The sequence below is a fragment of the Pseudomonas sp. TE3728 genome (genome assembly GCF_056279145.1).
Genome location: NZ_JBWBQT010000001.1, coordinates 6,082,691 through 6,100,730, shown reverse-complemented (window position 1 = coordinate 6,100,730; position 18,040 = coordinate 6,082,691). Strand labels below are relative to the sequence as shown.

Sequence of the window (18,040 nt, the reverse complement as noted above, 5' to 3'; positions counted from 1 at the left end):
ATGGCGGCTCAAAGGCTAACGGTCATCGAACATCAACACCACAGACTTTGACAGTCTGCACACGCATCAACCCGACCAGCGCACCGAGCGACAGTATGATCAGCACCGCACCATAACCATCGGTGGTTGCCACCAAGCCAAAGGTCCGCGTCAGACTGCCGGCCAGTAATGACGGCAAACAGAAAGCCAGGTAACTGAGTACATAAAACGCCGACATCAAACCCGCCCGCTCATGAGGCAAGGCCAGCGGCACGATGCTTCGCAGGGCACCCAGGAAACCCGCGCCAAAACCGCCACCCGCCACCAGAGTGCCGAAGAAAAACAACGGCAGGCTGGCGCTGTTTACCGCTAGCAGAATCAGCGCAACGCCCGCAGGCAGCAGGCTCGCGCCCAACAGCAAGACTTTGTCGGCCGGCCGATTGCGCAAGGTGTAGATCATCAATGCGCCGGTCACTGTCAACACGGCCACCGTAGCCCCACCAATCAGATTCGAGGTGGACCCAGTGGCGGTCCGCACCAGAGACGGCGCCAGGGAAGCGAAAAAACCACCGAGCGCCCAAACCGCCAGATCTATCGGCAATACCCGCCACAGCATACGCCGCGCCTGAATCGGCACATGCAAGGTCGGGCGCAGCGAGGCCCAGGCACCCGGTTGTCGAGTGACGCTTTCCGGCAGGCGCCAGACGTACAGCGCCTGCATCACAAACAGCACGAACAGCACCCAATAGGTCAATTGCAGCGGCAGCGGCGCAAACTCGGCCAACACGCCGCAGCCCATGGCACCCAGCGCCATGCCCAGCAACGGCGCGACGCTGTTGACCATCGGCCCTTGCTGACGGTCAGTGTCCAGCAGCGCCGCACTTAAAACGGCGGTGGCCATGCCCGTGGCAAAACCCTGCAGGACCCGCGCACTGATCAGCCAGGCAACGCTGTCGGCGTTGATAAACAGCAACATCGCCAGCATGTTCAGCAATACGGCGGTAAAAATCACCGGTTTGCGCCCCAGATAATCCGAGAGCGAACCGACCGTGAGCAGCGCCGCCAGCAAGCTGAGGGCGTAGACGCCGAAAATCAGGGTCAGGGTCGCTGCCGAGAACCGCAGGTGTTCTTGATACAAGTGATACAACGGCGTTGGCGCGGTGGAAGCGGCGAGAAAACTGAGTAAGGTGATCGCCAGAAACCACAGGCTGGAACGGTTTGACGTTAGACGGGACATAGGCACACTCCGCAAAAGCTAACTTTTTGCTTTTGCGGAGTGTGCTACCGACTAACGCTTAAAGCAAATTCTTTGTGTTAAGGTCCGCCGTATGGCTATTAAAGAAGGTTTACGCCCAGGTGGTCGTAGCGCCAGGGTCCAAGAGTCGATTCATTCGGCAGTCCGCGCACTCCTCGAAGAACAGGATCGCGCCAGCGTGACGGTGCCGCAAATCGCTGCCCGGGCCGGGGTGACGCCGTCGACTATTTACCGGCGCTGGGGTGATCTGTCGGCGCTATTGGCCGACGTCGCCCTCGCCCGCATGCGCCCCGACAGCGAACCGGCCAACACCGGCAGCCTGCGCGGTGACGTGCTGGCCTGGGCGGAGCAGTATCTGGACGAGATGAGTTCCGAACCCGGGCGCAACATGATGCGCGACGTACAATCCAGCGCCACACCGGGCTATTGCGTGACGATCATTGGTGCGCAGTTGCAGACGATTCTGGATCGCTATCCCGATCAGCCGAAGCCGAGTGTCGATCGGCTGATCAATATGGTGGTGGCGCCGACGGTGTTTCGCATTTTGTTTTCAGCGCAGGCGCTGGAGGTTGAAGAGTTGCATCGGTTGATTGATATTGCGCTGAATCAGTAACCGCCATCGCGAGCAGGCTCGCTCCCACAGTTGATCTTCAGTGGACACATAAATTGTGACCGGCAATAGATCCAATGTGGGAGCGAGCCTGCTCGCGATGAAGCCTGCACAGGCATCAAAGATCTGACGGCTCCCAACCTGCGACACCCCGCCACGTCACGACCTTGGTCGACACTGACTAACTCAAGCGGTCATGCGAGACTGTCCTGACCGGGCGGGCGTCCCGGATGTCTTTTGTCTGGAGTTCCCATGTCGCTGTCCATCGGGCTGATCGCCACCGTCGCCCTGGCCTATATGGCCATCCTGTTCGCTATCGCCTTTTACGGCGACCGTCGCAGCACACCGTTGCCGCCACGTGTGCGTGCCTGGGTGTACAGCCTGTCGCTGGCCGTTTATTGCACCAGTTGGACATTCTTTGGTGCCGTGGGCCAGGCGGCCGAGCAACTCTGGTCATTCCTGCCGATCTACCTCGGACCGATCCTGCTGCTGGTGTGCGCGCCGTGGGTTCTGCAGAAAATGGTGATGATCAGCAAGCAGGAGAACATCACCTCCATCGCCGACTTCATCGCCGCTCGTTACGGCAAATCCCAGTCGCTGGCGGTGGTGGTGGCGTTGATCTGTCTGGTCGGCGTGCTGCCGTACATCGCCTTGCAACTCAAGGGCATCGTGCTGGGCGTGAACCTGCTGATTGGCGCCGGTGCCGACGCCATGGGCACGCGCGCGCAAGACACGGCGCTGATCGTCTCCCTGGTACTGGCCCTGTTCACCATCGTTTTCGGTACCCGCAACCTCGACGCCACGGAACACCACCGCGGCATGGTGCTGGCGATTGCTTTTGAGTCGCTGGTCAAGCTGTTCGCTTTTCTCGCAGTCGGCGCGTTCGTGACCTACGGCCTGTACGACGGTTTCGACGACCTGTTCGACCAGGCCATGCTCGCCCCGCGCCTCGAAGCGTACTGGAAAGAAACCATCAACTGGCCGTCCATGGTGGTGCAAACCGGCGTGGCGATGATGGCGATCATCTGCCTGCCCCGGCAGTTCCATGTGACCGTAGTGGAAAACATCGACCCCCAGGATCTGCGCCTGGCCAAGTGGGTGTTCCCGGCCTATCTGGCGCTGGCGGCATTGTTTGTCGTGCCAATCGCGCTGGCCGGTCAGATGTTACTGCCCAGTTCGGTGCTGCCGGACTCATTCGTCATCAGCCTGCCTCTGGCCCAATCTCACCCTGCCCTGGCGATGCTGGCGTTTATCGGCGGCGCTTCGGCGGCGACCGGTATGGTGATCGTGGCCAGCGTGGCGCTGTCGACCATGCTCTCCAACGACCTGTTGCTGCCGTGGTTGCTGCGACGTAACAACGCCGAGCGCCCATTTGAAGTGTTCCGCCAGTGGATGCTTTCGGCGCGCCGGGTGAGCATCGTGGTCATTCTGCTGTTGGCCTACGTCAGTTATCGCCTGCTGGGCTCCACCGCGAGCCTGGCAACCATCGGCCAGATCGCCTTCGCCGCCGTGACCCAACTGGCCCCGGCCATGCTTGGCGCGCTGTACTGGAAACAGGCTAACCGTCGTGGGGTGTTTGCCGGGCTGGCCGCCGGCACGTTCCTCTGGTTCTACACGTTGGTGTTGCCGATCGCCGCCAACAGTCTTGGCTTGCCCCTGAGCAGTTTTCCCGGCCTGGCCTGGCTGCAAGGTAACCCGTTGAACTTGCCGATCACGCCGCTGACCCAAGGCGTGGTGCTGTCCCTGGCGGGCAACTTCACATTGTTCACCTGGGTCTCGCTACTGTCACGCACGCGGGTTTCGGAGCACTGGCAGGCCGGCCGCTTCATCGGCCAGGAAATCAGCGCGCGACCCAACGCCCGCTCAATGCTGGCAGTACAGATCAACGACTTGCTGCAACTGGCTGCCCGTTTTGTCGGCGAAGAACGCGCTCGTCAGAGTTTCATCCGTTTCGCCTACCGTCAGGGCAAAGGCTTCAACCCGAACCAGAATGCTGACGGTGAATGGATCGCCCATACCGAACGCTTGCTGGCCGGCGTACTCGGCGCATCTTCGACCCGGGCGGTGGTAAAAGCCGCCATCGAAGGCCGGGAAATGCAGCTCGAGGATGTCGTGCGGATCGCCGACGAAACCTCGGAAGTGCTGCAGTTCAACCGCGCCCTGCTGCAAGGCGCCATTGAGAACATCACCCAGGGTATCAGCGTGGTCGACCAGTCGTTGAAACTGGTGGCCTGGAACCGGCGCTACCTTGAACTGTTCAATTACCCCGACGGTTTGATCAGCGTTGGCCGGCCGATTGCCGACATCATTCGCTACAACGCCGAGCGCGGTCTGTGCGGCCCCGGCGAAGCGCAAGTGCACGTCGCCCGTCGCTTGCACTGGATGCGTCAGGGCCGGGCCCATACCTCCGAACGGTTGTTCCCCAATGGTCGAGTGATCGAGCTGATCGGTAACCCGATGCCCGGCGGCGGTTTCGTCATGAGCTTCACCGACATCACCGCATTCCGCGAGGCAGAACAGGCGCTGACCGAAGCGAACGAAGGCCTCGAGCAACGGGTCATCGAACGGACCCACGAGCTGTCGCAACTCAACGTTGCCCTGACCGAAGCCAAGGGCACCGCCGAATCGGCGAACCAGTCGAAAACCCGTTTCCTGGCCGCCGTCAGCCATGACTTGATGCAACCGCTGAACGCTGCGCGGCTGTTCTCTGCCGCCCTCTCCCACCAGGAAGAAAATTTATCCAGTGAAGCCCGCAAGCTGGTTCATCATCTGGACAGTTCGCTACGCTCGGCCGAGGACCTAATCAGTGACCTGCTGGACATTTCCCGCCTGGAAAACGGCAAGATCAACCCTGATCGCAAGCCCTTCGAGCTCAATGAGCTGTTCCATACGCTGGGCGCCGAGTTCAAGGCTCTGGCGCAGGAACAGGGGCTGAAATTTCGCGTCAGGGGCAGCACGTTACGGGTCGACAGTGACATCAAACTGCTGCGACGGATTTTGCAGAACTTCCTGACCAACGCCTTCCGCTACGCCAAAGGGCCGGTGCTGCTCGGCGTTCGGCGGCGCAACGGCGAGCTATGCCTTGAGGTCTGGGACCGTGGACCGGGTATTCCAGAAGACAAACTGCAGGTGATTTTCGAAGAATTCAAACGCCTCGACAGCCACCAGACCCGGGCCGAGAAAGGTCTGGGCCTGGGCCTGGCGATTGCCGATGGGCTGTGTCGCGTGCTGGGTCACACCTTGCGCGTGCGTTCCTGGCCGGGTCGCGGCAGTGTGTTCAGTGTCAGCGTACCGCTGGCTCGGGTACAAGCCGCGACGCCGGCCAAAGTGGCCGAACTCAATGGCCATTTGCTCAGCGGCGCGCAGGTGCTGTGTATCGATAACGAAGACAGCATCCTGATCGGCATGAACAGTTTGCTGACGCGCTGGGGTTGTCAGGTCTGGACCGCGCGCAACCGTGAGGAATGCGCGACGCTGCTCGGCGATGGCATGCGCCCGCAACTGGCGCTGGTGGATTACCATCTGGATGATGGCGAGACCGGGACCGAGTTGATGGCCTGGTTGCGCACGCAACTGGGCGAGCCGGTGCCAGGGGTGGTGATCAGTGCCGATGGACGGCCGGAGACGGTGGCCCAGGTGCATGCAGCTGGCCTGGATTACCTGGCCAAACCGGTGAAACCGGCGGCGTTGCGGGCGTTGTTGAGTCGGCATTTGCCGTTGTAGGGTGATGATTGAGGTCTGTGTCGCCTTCAAAAGATCGCAGCCTTCGGCAGCGCCTACATTGGGTCGGCGTACACCCTGTAGGAGCTGCCGAAGGCTGCGATCTTTTGCTCTTTATTCGGGTAACTCGGCCAAGCCATCGACATCCGTCATCGCTCGCTCCAGCAGGTCCGCCGGCAAGCTCTTGCTGGCCCGCGCTCCGAGCAACTTGAGCTGCTCGCTGCGGCTGACCAGGTTGCCGCGCCCTTCAGTCAGCTTATTGCGTGCAGAGCTGTAGGCTTTGTCCAGTTGCTGCAGGCGATTGCCGACCTCGTCCAAATCCTGAATAAACAACACGAACTTGTCGTACAGCCAACCGGCACGCTCGGCGATTTCCCGGGCGTTCTGGCTCTGGCGCTCCTGCTTCCACAAGCTATCGATGACCCGCAAAGTGGCCAGCAGCGTGGTTGGGCTGACAATCACGATATTGCGGTCGAATGCCTCCTGAAACAGCGTCGGCTCAGCCTGCAACGCCGCAGAAAACGCCGCTTCGATCGGGACGAAAAGCAGAACGAAATCCAGACTGTGCAAGCCGTCGAGCCGCTTGTAATCCTTGCCGGCCAAGCCTTTGACGTGAGTGCGCAGGGACAGCACATGCTGCTTGATGGCGATCTGGCCGATGGCATCATCCTCGGCCGCCACGTATTGCTGATAGGCTGTGAGGCTGACTTTGGAATCGACCACGACCTGCTTGTCGCCGGGCAGGTAAATAATCACATCCGGCTGGAAACGCTCACCGTCCGGCCCCTTGAGATTGACCTGGGTCTGATACTCTCGCCCCTTCTCCAGACCCGCGTGCTCAAGCACCCGCTCGAGAATCAGCTCGCCCCAGTTGCCTTGTGTTTTCTGTCCCTTCAAGGCCCGCGTCAGGTTAGTGGCTTCATCGCTCAGGCGCAGGTTCAGCTGTTGCAGCCGCTCCAGTTCCTTGGCCAGGGAAAAACGCTCGCGGGCTTCAGCCTGATAGCTTTCCTCGACGCGCTTTTCGAACGACTGAATGCGCTCCTTCAACGGATCGAGCAACTGCCCCAAACGCTGCTGACTGGTTTCGGCAAAACGCTGCTCACGCTCGTCGAAGATCTTGCCCGCCAGCTCGGCGAATTGCGCGCGCAACTCGTCTCGCGAGCCTTGAAGGTCGTTGAGGCGCTGCTGATGGCTTTCCTGCTGCTCACGCAGCTCGGCATTGAGGGAGGCGGCCTGCGCGTCGAGGCGACGCAACTCAGCCTCTTTACCGGCGCGTTCGATGTTCCAGGCGTGAGATGCGTCGCGGGCGTCGTCGCGTTCGATCTGCAGCAGTTCGACTTCACGGCGCACCGCGGCCAGATCGGCCTGTTTGGCGGCATTGGCCTGGCTCAGGTCTGCGATTTCATCACGGAAAGTATCAAGCTGAGCATTCAAGCCGTCCTGCGTCAGTTGGGCAATGGCAAGACGTTCTTCCAGCAACGCCAGCTCGGCCTGCCCCGCACTCGCCCGACGCTGAAGTTGCCAGGCCAGTACCAGTAACGGCAACCCGGCGCCCGCCAGCCCCAGCAATGCGCTGGTCAAGTCCATCGCCATAACCACTCCTGCCGATTCGATAAAGCGTGAAGGTTAACCAAGGCGTCAGGTCTTGGACAGCTCAGTCTTCGCTCAGGCCCAGTTCCTGCTGCGCACGTCGGTCGCCCGCACGCGCGGCCTGACGCAGGAGCTCCTGGCCAATGCGGCGATCCCGGGCGTTTCCGCATTCGCGGCACATTAGCTGGCCGAGACGGCTTTGCGCGGCCACGACGCCTTCACGGGCAGGCTGCTTAAGCAAGCGTCCGGCGAAGTGTTTGATGTTGGAGTTTTCGCCCAGGCGCGGGCTGTCGAGTAGCCACTCGGCCACACGCATCGAAAAGCGCTTGGGTGGGGTAACACTGCGGGGGGTGGAAGCAGCAGAGATTGATACTGAGCGAAACTTCATAAAGCACTGTAGGGCAGATCGGAAGGCGCGCCACTCTACTCTTTTTTTCGTACAGGTAAAGTCGAAAAAAGCCTGCACGCCCGTCCTAGAGCAAGCGCTTGGGACAATCCACAGAAGCTGTGGATAACTCAGTGGACAACCGCCTTTGAACTCGCGCAAAGCCGTGTGGCGTGGGGCTCGCAGTCAAACTGACGATTTTTTCACCAGTAAAAAAAAGCGATGTTTTTCATTGACTTAAATTTTCATTACAGGCACCCACTCCCGTTGAGGCGAGGATGACAGTGGGATGACAGTTCGCGCAATTTATGTGCACAAGTACCTGTGAGGCGGTTATATCGATGCGCTTTTTCGGCGCGCTTTTCGGTAGCGTCTGGGGATAAACCCGAGCAACCCGTGCCGCCGGTCGATCCTGACTCGCTCGTTCGCTCGGATCAACGGTCGGGTTCTGGGCTATTGCGGGGCACTGGCCTGCTCTTTGACAGCTCAACCGAGACTTGCCGACAGGCACTTCAGCGCTTTTTTACAAACAGCCTTCCCTTCTGCAGTTCAATCCGTTAGTATCCGCGGCGTTAGTACCAAGCTGAAAGTCAATTCTGGTCGAACAAATCCCCCGGTCAGCCTTCCCTAAGAGAAGCCTCCACCGACAAAACGGGATCGGCCACCTCGATGGTTTCCAGGTAAATCTTGCGCCAACACAGCCTTTGAATCGAAAGCAAAGGGTGTTGCCAAGCTCACTTACTCTGACCGAACCAGCCTGCAAATTGATCAGGATCTTCACCCCGGGCCCAGAACCTTTGCCCTTGATGTGTTGCCTGCCCTCCTAAGTACCTACCTGCCAGCCCAAGCGCGCCAATTTATCAGCGCTTCAAACTGGCTGCTTTGTTCCAGTCGGGTTCTTCGTTCGACCAATGGTGGTCGTCGTCACTGGAACGTTTTAACTTTGCACGGTTCTTATCCGTGTCGCTTGTAGGAACACCAATTATGTCCACTCAAATCCACACTCAGGATGCCATTCGCACCCTAACCAACGCTTTTGCTCCAATGAACTGCCTGATCATGGCCGCTCGCAAAGGCTGCTTCAGCTTCACTCTGGTCAACGAACACGGCATCGCTCGTCACAGCGAACGCCTGTACCCTGATCAATACTCCAGCGCAGAACCGCTGCAGGCTGTGATCGAGCGTACTCGCCAGGCACTGGTTGCCTGAGACGCCAGAAAAGCTGAAAACCTAAAAAGCCCTGCTGAAAAGCGGGGCTTTTTATTGCCCGATATTTCTCATTTCGTGACCTGCGGCTAAGCACCAACCGATATAACGGTTATAACTCGAAGCCGGAAATATTTTAAAAACAGTCCTTTACAGCGAAATAATGACACTACACTTCAACTCAAGCGGCTTGATCCGCTTGCGGCGAGCCTGAATCGATCCATTGCTGCCAAGGCCTTTCAGGTATCGCCGACCACCTCATGTTTCGAGGGCTTTATGGGAATCGCTGCCAGCGAACTGTGTCGTTATGTGATCCGTCCGACATTGATCTACCTCGGACGCCATAGCGCAACTGCCGAATCCCTGCTACTGGGCATCGCCGCCAGTCAGTCAGCCCTTGGTTCAGCCCTGCATGACCGCCGTGGACACGGTCTGTACCGAATCACCGAACCCCGCCACCAGGCCCTTTGGGATCACTATCTGGCCCTGGACCCGGATCGGGCAAGCCTGGTCCGCGGCCTTGCCAGCCAGCATGCTTTTCTCAGCGGGCCGCATCTGGAATTGACCGTCAACCTGCGTTACGCCACCGCCATTGCCTGGCTGCTGGTAGAAGAACAGAACACTCCCCTCCCCGCCTCCGATGACTTGTTGGGAATGGCCCGAATCTGGCGCCAGACTTTCCAGCCCCAAGGTCGCCTGCGAGATTTCACCTACGCGTGGCAGACCTGTGTTTCATCGTTGAATCAGGTCGCCTGCTGATCCACCCATTTCCGAAAATCGCACAACAGGTAGCGATTTTGGTCTGATTGTCCTACAAAACCGCTCTAACTCAAGCGTTACAGGCTATAGCGCCCAGACGAAAATCTTGGTAATTTCCGCCCCGGTGATCACCAGGAATTCTAATAATGAAAAAAGTAATGCTCAAAACCACCATTAGCCTCGCCGTTGCCATGGCATCCACCCAACTCTTCGCAAGTGGCTTCGCACTCAACGAACAAAGCATCAGCGGGATGGGGACAGGTTTTGCCGGGCGATCTTCATCTGCCGACGACGCATCTACGGTTTTTGGTAACCCTGCCGGCATGTCTCGCCTCAAGCGCGAACAAGTAACCGGTGGTGTTGCATTTATCGACGCGCACGCTGATATCAGTGATGCGAGTTCCAGTCCGAATGGTGGCACCAACAAAGGTGACATGGTCCCTTTCATGGGCGTGCCCATGGGCTACTACGTAAAGCCAATCGATGACCAGTGGGCATTCGGTTTCGGCGTCTACGCTCCATTCGGCCTGGTGACCGACTACGAGAACGGCTTCGCCGGCAAATACTTCGGCAGCAAGAGCGAAGTCAAAATCGTGACTCTTCAGCCAACCGTCAGCTACGCCTTCAACGACAAGGTGTCGATCGGTTTTGGTCCGACCATCAACCGCATCGACGGTACCCTGGAATCGAACCTGTCGATCACTCAGGCCGCGCCGGACGGCAAGGTCAAGATCAAGGGTGACGACATCGCGCTGGGCTACAACATCGGCGTGCTGGTTCAAGCCACCGACAGCACGCGCGTCGGCCTGACCTACCACTCGAAAGTGAAGTACAAGCTCGAAGGCGACACCAAGGTCAATTACAACCTCCTCGGTGCCGTTGGTCAGAACCCGAACCAGAAGTACGATGCGTCTCTGGATATCACCACGCCTGAGTCGGTCGACTTCTCGGTCACTCATCAACTGGATGACCAGTGGACGCTCTACGCAGGTAGCACCTGGACTCGCTGGAGCCGCCTGAAAGAAATCACCGTCGAAAACAAAGGCGTTCCGGCCCTCCTCAATGGCCAGTTCGGTACCATCACCGAAGAGCAGAACTGGCACGACACCTGGGCGCACGCCATCGGCGCTTCGTACCAGTTGAACAAACAATGGGTCCTGCGTACCGGCCTGTCCATTGACCAGGCACCGACCAATAACGAAAACCGTTCCCCGCGCATTCCGACTGGCGATCGCAAGATTTTCAGCCTTGGCGCCGGCTGGAGCCCGACCGACGACCTGACCATCGACGTAGCGTACTCGTACCTGCGCGAAGAGTCGGTCAAGGTCAACAACAGCAACGGCCGTCAGAACTACAGCGCAGAGTATGAAAACTATGCGAACGGTTTCGGTGTTGGCGCGACATACCGTTTCTGATGATTCACGGCGACTCCCTCGCCGCCTGAATTGAAAAAGCCCCGCGCTCTTGTACAGAGGCGGGGCTTTTTAGTGCGCGTCGATCAGGGTTTCGATGCGAGGGCTTTCTCCACCGCCTCGATGAACTCAGGATTATCCGGCTTGGTCAGGCTGGAGAAATTGGCGATCACCTTGCCTTGGCGATCGACCACGTACTTGTAGAAATTCCACTTCGGCGAACTGCTTTGCTCAGCGAGAACCTTGAACAGATGCGTTGCGTCATCGCCGCGGACTTTCTGCGGCTCGGTCATGGTGAAAGTCACGCCGTAGTTCACGTAACAGACTTTGGCAGTCTCTGCACCATCTTTGGACTCTTGCTTGAAGTCATTGGACGGCACACCAACCACTTCAAGCCCTTGATCCTTGTAACGCTGATACAGTGCCTCAAGGCCTTTGAATTGCGGAGCGAAGCCACAGAAGCTCGCGGTATTGACCACCACCAGCGGCTTGCCGGCAAAGTGCTGGCACAGATCGATGGATTCCTTGGCGCGCAGCTTGGGCAAAGAGCCTTGTAGCAACTCCGGGCATTCTGTCGCCTGGGCCAGCCCGGTAAAAGCCATCAACAATGCGGGAACTGCAAGCCAGCGCATCAGCATGTCGGTGCATCCTTGAACAATCGTCAGAAAACGAAATTACTCGCCTTCGCCGCTCGCTAGCAAGCACCCATGCCCAGCTGCATCAATGCCAGGCCACCCTGATGCCAGCCCCACCATGCCAGGGCCAGCAACAATATGCCGACGCCGATAGCAGCCATCTGCGGCCAGAGACTGTTCATGCGGCACTCATCCGGGTTTGCAGACGCGCCACCGGCTGCTCGCGCACCGGCCAGTTCAGGGCTGCGGCCACTAGACTCAAGAGAATCGCCACTTGCCAGATCAAGTCGTAGCTCCCGGTTTGGTCATACACCACCCCACCCAACCAGCCGCCGAGGAACGAGCCGAGCTGATGGAAGAGGAAAACGATCCCACCGAGCATGGACAAATTTCGTACACCGAACAAGGTCGCCACCGTGCCATTGGTCAAGGGCACCGTCGACAACCAGAGAAACCCCATGGCCATGCCGAACAGATAAGCCGTAACCTGAGTGACCGGCGCCCAGAGGAACAGCACAATCACCACCGCCCGCAACAGATACAGACCGGTGAGCAAGCGCGGCTTGGACATCCGCCCGCCAAGCCAACCCGCCGTATAAGTACCGAAAATATTGAACAGACCAATCAGCGCCAGCACCGTGGTGCCGACGGAAGCCGGCAAGTGCTGGTCCACCAGATAGGCCGGCAAGTGCACGCCAATGAACACCACCTGAAAACCGCAGACAAAAAAGCCGAACGCCAACAGCCAGAATCCTGAATGGGAGCAGGCTTCGCGTAACGCTTCAGAGAGGGTTTGCTCGTGCCCGAGCACCGGCAGCGGTTTGTCTTTGAGCATGCTCACCAGCGGCACGATCAGCGCCACCACCAGACCCAACACCAGCAATGCCGCAGACCAGCCAAGCCAGCCGATCAACCCGAGCGTGCCGGGCAACATGGCGAATTGACCGAAAGAACCGGCGGCGCTGGCGATCCCCATGCCCATGCTGCGTTTTTCCGGTGGCACGGCACGGCCGACCACGCCGAGGATCACCGAAAACGAGGTGCCTGACAGGCCGATACCGATCAATAGCCCCGCGCTCAAGGACAAGGTCACCGCCGAATCGGACAGCCCCATGAACACCAGACCCAAGGCGTACAGAACACCACCGATCAACACCACCTTCGCAGCGCCAAAGCGGTCGGCCAGTGCGCCGGTGAATGGCTGGGCCAGGCCCCAGATCAGGTTCTGCAAAGCAATGGCGAAGGCAAACACTTCGCGACCCCAGCCGAACTCGGCACTCATGGGTGCCAAAAACAGCCCGAAGCCGTGTCGCACACCCAAGGACAACGCCAGAATCAGCGCACTCCCCAACAGAACCCAACCGCATGTACGCCACATTGATGTCATTCTTGTTCTCCGGTAGCGGGTATATACCCGCTTAAGATCGAACAAACTGGCCTCAAGCCAGTTCATCCAGCAATTTCAGCAAAGTCTCACGCTTCTCGGCACCCAGGCGATCGATCAACCGCTGCTGCGCCGCTTCCCAGGCTGGCAACGCCGCCGCCAGGCGTTCGCGCCCTGTCTCGGTGAGCAGGACGATGCGATTGCGCATGTCCTCGCCTTCGACCAGCGTCACCAGACCTTCGCCCTCCAGCACCCGCAGATTACGCCCGAGAGTGCTGCGATCCAGGCCCATGGCTTCGGCCAGGGACGAGATGCTTGGCTGATCCAGACGCTGCAGATTGCACAGCAGAGAATACTGGGCAACGTTAATCCCGAAGCTGTCGAGGGCGCCGTCGTAATGCCTGCTGACGCCACGAGCGGCGCGACGCAGGTTAGTGCACAAACATTGGGAAGGAAGCATAGTGCGTGTATATACCCGCGAGTTTGTTAAATCAAGTTACAGGATGGCAGAAACATCAAAAGATCGCAGCCTTCGGCAGCTCCTACAAGGACCGCGATCTCCTGTAGGAGCTGCCGAAGGCTGCGATCTTTTCGACCATCAGACCAACGCCAATCCCACCAATACCACCACCTCCAGCAATTCCAGCAACGCCCCTGCCGTATCGCCCGTCGTACCGCCCAATCGCCGCACCATCACTTGCCGCAACCAGACAAACATCGCGGCCGCCAACACAAGCGCCCATACGCCGCTGAGGCCAGCCATCAGCACACAGACCACCATACTGATCACCAACACCTGTTTGCCGGCCAAACGCGGCAGATGATCGGCCAGCGCCTGCCCCAGCCCACCGGGACGCACGTAAGGTGTGGAGAGGAATAAGCCCAGTAACGCGCTGCGGCTAATCAATGGAACGATGATCATGACCACGCTGTGCTGTTGCTCGATCAACGCCAGCAACGCGGCAAACTTGAGCAGCAATACCAAGACCAGCGTCACCACGGCGATCGGCCCGCTGCGCGGGTCTTTCATGATGGTCAAGGTGCGTTCACGGTCGCCGTAACCGCCGAGCCACGCATCAGCGCTATCGGCCAGGCCATCCAGGTGCAACGCGCCACTGAGCACGACCCAAACACTGAGCAGCAATGCGGCGTGAAGCAATAATGGCGTGCCCAGCAATAGCCAGTTCAGCCCCCACAGAATCACGCCAAACAGCAAACCGACCAGCGGATAAAACAGCAGCGACCGGCCCAGTTCCTCGGGCGTCGGCATGCCTGGCAGGCGAATCGGCAGGCTGCTCAAAAATTGCAGGGCGATCCAGAACGGCAGCATGGTCAGATCGCTTCCCTTAACAAGACGCCGGATTCGACCGACAACGAGAACAACGCGCCGTGGCCGACTTCAACGTTGAGCAACTGCTCACGCGGCAATCCGCGCGCTTGAGCCAGCAACAAACGCATGACGCCGCCATGGCTGATCAGCAAGATCCGCTCACCGGCATAGGCCGTGTGCAGCCGTTCGATGGCCGCCAACACTCGCGCAGAAAAGTCCGCCACCGGCTCACCGCCTGGCGGCGTGAACGAATAAGGATCGGCCCAGAACAAGCCCAACGCCTCGGCGCTGGTTTCCATCAGCGCCGCGGCGCTCTGCCCTTCCCAGGCGCCGAAGTGCAGCTCTTGCAGGTCCTTATCCAGTTGCACCGGCAACCCCAGTTGCGCCCCAAGCTCGTCCGCAAAGCGTGCGCAACGCTGTAACGGCGAACTGACCAGTCGATCCCAGGGCCCCTGCTCGATCACCGCGGCGCGCATCTGCGCCCAACCCTTGCCGGTCAGCTCATCGTCGAGGCTGCCGCGTAAACCGCCGCCGAGTTCAGTTTCGCCATGGCGCAACAGGTCCAGGCGCAAGGTCATGCCGGGCGATCCGCCACGGCGGCTTCGGCGAACGTCGCCATCTGCCCGTGCAGGTCACACGCCAGACGCAACAATGGCACGGCCAATGCCGCACCACTGCCCTCGCCCAGTCGCAGGCCGAGGTCCAGCAACGGTTCGGCGTTCAGGGTTTCGAGCACATGGCGATGGCCTGGCTCGGCGCCGCGATGACCGAACAGCAGCCACTCACGGCAGGCCGGATTCAAACGCACCGCCACCAGCGCGGCGACGCTGCAAATAAACCCGTCGACCAACACCGCGATACCTTCCTGAGCACAGGCCAGGTACGCGCCAACCAGCGCAGCGATTTCGAAACCGCCGAGGTTGAACAAAGTTTGCAGCGCATCGCTACGCTGAGCGCCATGCAACGCCAAGGCACGTTCAATGACCTGAGCTTTATGGCTGACACCCGCTGCGTTCAATCCGGTACCCGGCCCGGCCAGATGCACCACCGGGCAATCGAGCAACGCACAGGCCAATGCACTGGCCGCAGTGGTGTTGCCGATGCCCATTTCGCCACCGATGAACAACTGCACGCCGGCTGCGATAGCGCGCTGCGCACTGTCGCGGCCGGCCTGCAAGGCGAGTTCACCTTGGGCCTGGGTCATCGCCGGTCCCTGGACGAAATTCGCCGTGCCCGGGCCGATGTTCAGGTGACGCACCCCCGGCAGATTCAACGACGGCGTGACGGTGCCGAGGTCGACCACTTCCAGGGAAGCCCCCAACTGCCGCGCCAACACGCTGATCGCCGCGCCGCCGCTGACAAAGTTGTGCAGCATCTGCCCGGTGACTTCCTGCGGAAACGCCGACACGCCTTCAGCAACCACACCATGGTCACCGGCAAAAATCGCAATCCACAGCTGATCGAGCGTCGGCCTGACCTGCCCCTGCAATCCGGCCAGTTGCACCGCCACCGATTCGAGCCGGCCGAGTGAGCCGGCAGGTTTGGTCAGTTGCTGTTGACGTACCAGCGCCTGTTCGACCGCTTGCGCGTCGATTGGCTTACACGGGTTCAGCCACCAGGCGTGAGTCATAACGCAGTTCCTTTCAAAGTCAGGGGCAGGCCGGCAACGGTCAGGACGACTCGCTGACAGAGCTCGGCCAAGGCTTGATGCAGCCAACCGGCTTCATCGACATAGCGGCGAGTCAATTCGCCCAACGGCACGACACCCATGCCGGTCTCGTTGCTGACAAAAATGATTTCACCCGGCAATGACGCCAGGCAGTCCAGCAGGGCTTCGCGTTCGGCCGACAAGCGCTCGGCATCGTCGAGCATCAGCAGATTGGTCAGCCACAGCGTCAGGCAATCCACCAGCAAGCAACGATCGGCACTGGCGTTTTCGCGCAGTACACGGGCCAGTTCCAGCGGTTCTTCGATCAATGCCCATTCGGCCGGACGACGGGCGCGGTGATGGGCCACCCGTTCGTTCATTTCACCGTCTTGAGATTGGCTGGTGGCGATGTAGGTGGCTATATAAGTGACTTGGAGCTGACTGTCTGTCGCCAGTTTTTCAGCCAGACGGCTTTTGCCGGAGCGGGCGCCGCCGAGGATCAGTTGCAACATGGTCATTCCTTAAAATGTGCGGTGTCGGGGCAGGCCTCTTCGCGGGCAAGCCTCGCTCCTACAGGGGTTGGGGCGCTCACAAATTCTGCAAACACCTCCATACCGTAGGAGCGAGGCTTACCCGCGAAGAGGCCCTCAGCACCACCTCAAATCCCACAGAGTTCACGCAACAGCGAAGTATCCAGATGCTTCTCCACCAGATCCGCCAACCGTTCGATATCGCGCTCACGCAAAGCGTGGTAATCGACCTCCTGCACATCCTGCAACCCGGCCCAGCGCAACAGCGCACTGCACGCCGCCGGTGACTCGAACAGCCCATGCAGATACGTACCGAAAAGCTGCCCATCGACACTTTGCGCGCCATCGCAGCGACCATCGTCGAGCTGCACCGCAGCATTTTCCAGTGCTGGGCCGGTGGTCACGCCGGCATGAATTTCATAGCCACTAACCTGCGCATCTTCCAGCGCCAGGCGCCCACGCACATTGCGCAACTGCTTCTCTTCTTCGAGCTGCGTTTCGAACGCCAGCAGGCCCAAGCCAGCACTGGAACCCGGCGCGCCTTCGAGGCCCAGCGGGTCATGCACCTGCTCGCCGAGCATTTGCAGACCGCCGCAGATCCCCAGCACTTTTCCGCCGTAGCGCAAGTGCCGCGAGATCGCCGTCTCCCAACCGTTGGCCCGCAGGTACGCAAGGTCACTGCGCACGCTTTTCGAGCCAGGAAGAATGATCAGGTCGGCCGGCGGAATCGCCTGACCGGGGCCGATGAATTGCAGGTCCACTTGCGGATGCAGGCGCAGCGGATCGAAATCGGTGTGGTTGCTGATGCGCGGCAGTACCGGCACCACCACGTTGAGTACCTGATCGGCCTTATCGGTCTGACGCTGATCGAGACCATCCTCGGCCTCAAGATGCAGGTCCATCACATAAGGCAAAACGCCGATCACCGGTTTGCCAGTGCGCGCCTCCAGCCAATCGAGGCCTGGTTGCAGCAAGGCGATGTCGCCGCGAAAACGGTTGATGATGAAGCCTTTGACCCGCGCCTGTTCGCTGAGCGACAGCAGCTCCAGCGTACCGACCAAATGCGCGAAAACTCCACCGCGATTGATGTCGGCAATCAGTACCACCGGACAGTCCACCGCCTCGGCAAACCCCATATTGGCGATGTCGCCGGCCCGCAGGTTGATCTCTGCCGGCGAACCCGCGCCTTCGACCATCACCACCGGATACGCCGCACTCAACCGCTCATGGGAGGCCAGTACCGCTTGCATGGCGATGGCTTTGTAGTCGTGATAGGCGACAGCATTCATGGTGGTGACCGCGCGACCATGAATGATCACTTGGGCGCCGGTATCGCTATTGGGCTTGAGCAGCACCGGGTTCATGTCGGTGTGCGGTTCAAGGTTGGCGGCCTGGGCCTGCACCGCTTGAGCGCGACCAATCTCGCCACCGTCAGCGGTCACCGCGCTGTTGAGAGCCATGTTCTGCGGCTTGAACGGCACGACGCTGACACCCTGGCGCGCAACCCAGCGGCATAGCGCCGTCACCAGTGTGCTTTTACCGGCGTCCGATGTAGTGCCCTGCACCATCAAAGTCGCGCCCTGCACCATCAACGTAG

17 protein-coding genes are annotated in these 18,040 nt (G+C 59.8%); 5 read left to right on the top strand and 12 right to left on the bottom strand.

Annotated features, from left to right (window positions below):
* Positions 1 to 22: 22 nt before the first annotated feature.
* Positions 23 to 1,216, bottom strand: a complete 1,194-nt coding sequence (locus ACZ89R_RS26960) for an MFS transporter (RefSeq protein WP_429547560.1) — start codon at positions 1,214 to 1,216, stop codon at positions 23 to 25.
* A 91-nt stretch (positions 1,217 to 1,307) separates the two neighbouring features.
* On the opposite strand from ACZ89R_RS26960, the gene ACZ89R_RS26955 reads away from it, so the two are divergent.
* Together ACZ89R_RS26955 and ACZ89R_RS26950 are read left to right on the top strand one after the other, a co-directional pair.
* The gene (locus tag ACZ89R_RS26955) at positions 1,308 to 1,847 is read left to right on the top strand and encodes a TetR/AcrR family transcriptional regulator (protein ID WP_429547561.1); all 540 of its coding nucleotides are present in this window, start codon (positions 1,308 to 1,310) and stop codon (positions 1,845 to 1,847) included.
* 249 nt (positions 1,848 to 2,096) lie between these two features.
* Positions 2,097 to 5,567, top strand: a complete 3,471-nt coding sequence (locus ACZ89R_RS26950) for a hybrid sensor histidine kinase/response regulator (protein ID WP_429547562.1) — start codon at positions 2,097 to 2,099, stop codon at positions 5,565 to 5,567.
* Positions 5,568 to 5,678: 111 nt separating this feature from the next.
* Here ACZ89R_RS26950 and ACZ89R_RS26945 read toward each other — a convergent pair whose 3' ends face one another.
* Positions 5,679 to 7,043, bottom strand: coding sequence for a DNA recombination protein RmuC (locus ACZ89R_RS26945; protein ID WP_429547942.1), 1,365 nt, complete (start codon positions 7,041 to 7,043; stop codon positions 5,679 to 5,681).
* Positions 7,044 to 7,218: 175 nt separating this feature from the next.
* Positions 7,219 to 7,542, bottom strand: a complete 324-nt coding sequence (locus tag ACZ89R_RS26940) for an SEL1-like repeat protein (RefSeq protein WP_192345775.1) — start codon at positions 7,540 to 7,542, stop codon at positions 7,219 to 7,221.
* A 981-nt stretch (positions 7,543 to 8,523) separates the two neighbouring features.
* On the opposite strand from ACZ89R_RS26940, the gene ACZ89R_RS26935 reads away from it, so the two are divergent.
* From ACZ89R_RS26935 to ACZ89R_RS26925, 3 genes are all read left to right on the top strand, one after another.
* Positions 8,524 to 8,748, top strand: coding sequence for a hypothetical protein (locus ACZ89R_RS26935; RefSeq protein WP_007898912.1), 225 nt, complete (start codon positions 8,524 to 8,526; stop codon positions 8,746 to 8,748).
* Positions 8,749 to 9,021: 273 nt separating this feature from the next.
* Positions 9,022 to 9,504 (top strand): hypothetical protein, encoded by a 483-nt coding sequence (locus ACZ89R_RS26930; protein ID WP_007898914.1) that lies wholly within the window; start codon positions 9,022 to 9,024, stop codon positions 9,502 to 9,504.
* 146 nt (positions 9,505 to 9,650) lie between these two features.
* The gene (locus ACZ89R_RS26925) at positions 9,651 to 10,919 is read left to right on the top strand and encodes an OmpP1/FadL family transporter (RefSeq protein WP_429547563.1); all 1,269 of its coding nucleotides are present in this window, start codon (positions 9,651 to 9,653) and stop codon (positions 10,917 to 10,919) included.
* An 83-nt stretch (positions 10,920 to 11,002) separates the two neighbouring features.
* Here ACZ89R_RS26925 and ACZ89R_RS26920 read toward each other — a convergent pair whose 3' ends face one another.
* From ACZ89R_RS26920 to ACZ89R_RS26880, 9 genes are all read right to left on the bottom strand, one after another.
* On the bottom strand, positions 11,003 to 11,554 hold the full coding sequence (locus tag ACZ89R_RS26920) for a glutathione peroxidase (RefSeq protein ID WP_429547564.1): 552 nt from the start codon (positions 11,552 to 11,554) through the stop codon (positions 11,003 to 11,005).
* A 56-nt stretch (positions 11,555 to 11,610) separates the two neighbouring features.
* Entirely contained in the window at positions 11,611 to 11,733 is a 123-nt protein-coding gene (locus tag ACZ89R_RS26915) for a hypothetical protein (RefSeq protein WP_008071541.1), read from the bottom strand.
* A complete protein-coding gene (locus tag ACZ89R_RS26910) occupies positions 11,730 to 12,938 on the bottom strand; it encodes an MFS transporter (RefSeq protein ID WP_429547565.1) in 1,209 nt (402 codons plus the stop codon). The genes ACZ89R_RS26915 and ACZ89R_RS26910 overlap by 4 nt, the downstream gene beginning before the upstream one ends.
* 52 nt (positions 12,939 to 12,990) lie before the next feature.
* Positions 12,991 to 13,395 (bottom strand): MarR family winged helix-turn-helix transcriptional regulator, encoded by a 405-nt coding sequence (locus ACZ89R_RS26905; RefSeq protein WP_429547566.1) that lies wholly within the window; start codon positions 13,393 to 13,395, stop codon positions 12,991 to 12,993.
* Positions 13,396 to 13,533: 138 nt separating this feature from the next.
* Entirely contained in the window at positions 13,534 to 14,265 is a 732-nt protein-coding gene (locus tag ACZ89R_RS26900) for an adenosylcobinamide-GDP ribazoletransferase (protein WP_429547567.1), read from the bottom strand.
* 2 nt (positions 14,266 to 14,267) lie between these two features.
* Positions 14,268 to 14,843: an alpha-ribazole phosphatase family protein gene (cobC, locus tag ACZ89R_RS26895; RefSeq protein ID WP_429547568.1), complete on the bottom strand. Its 576-nt coding sequence runs from the start codon at positions 14,841 to 14,843 to the stop codon at positions 14,268 to 14,270.
* Entirely contained in the window at positions 14,840 to 15,895 is a 1,056-nt protein-coding gene (cobT, locus tag ACZ89R_RS26890; RefSeq protein ID WP_429547569.1) for a nicotinate-nucleotide--dimethylbenzimidazole phosphoribosyltransferase, read from the bottom strand. Before cobT ends, cobC begins: the two co-directional genes overlap by 4 nt.
* Complete coding sequence (gene cobU / locus ACZ89R_RS26885) at positions 15,892 to 16,425, bottom strand: bifunctional adenosylcobinamide kinase/adenosylcobinamide-phosphate guanylyltransferase (protein ID WP_429547570.1); 534 nt, start codon at positions 16,423 to 16,425, stop codon at positions 15,892 to 15,894. Before cobU ends, cobT begins: the two co-directional genes overlap by 4 nt.
* Positions 16,426 to 16,571: 146 nt before the next feature.
* The gene (locus ACZ89R_RS26880; RefSeq protein WP_429547943.1) at positions 16,572 to 18,032 is read right to left on the bottom strand and encodes a cobyric acid synthase; all 1,461 of its coding nucleotides are present in this window, start codon (positions 18,030 to 18,032) and stop codon (positions 16,572 to 16,574) included.
* Positions 18,033 to 18,040: the final 8 nt, after the last annotated feature.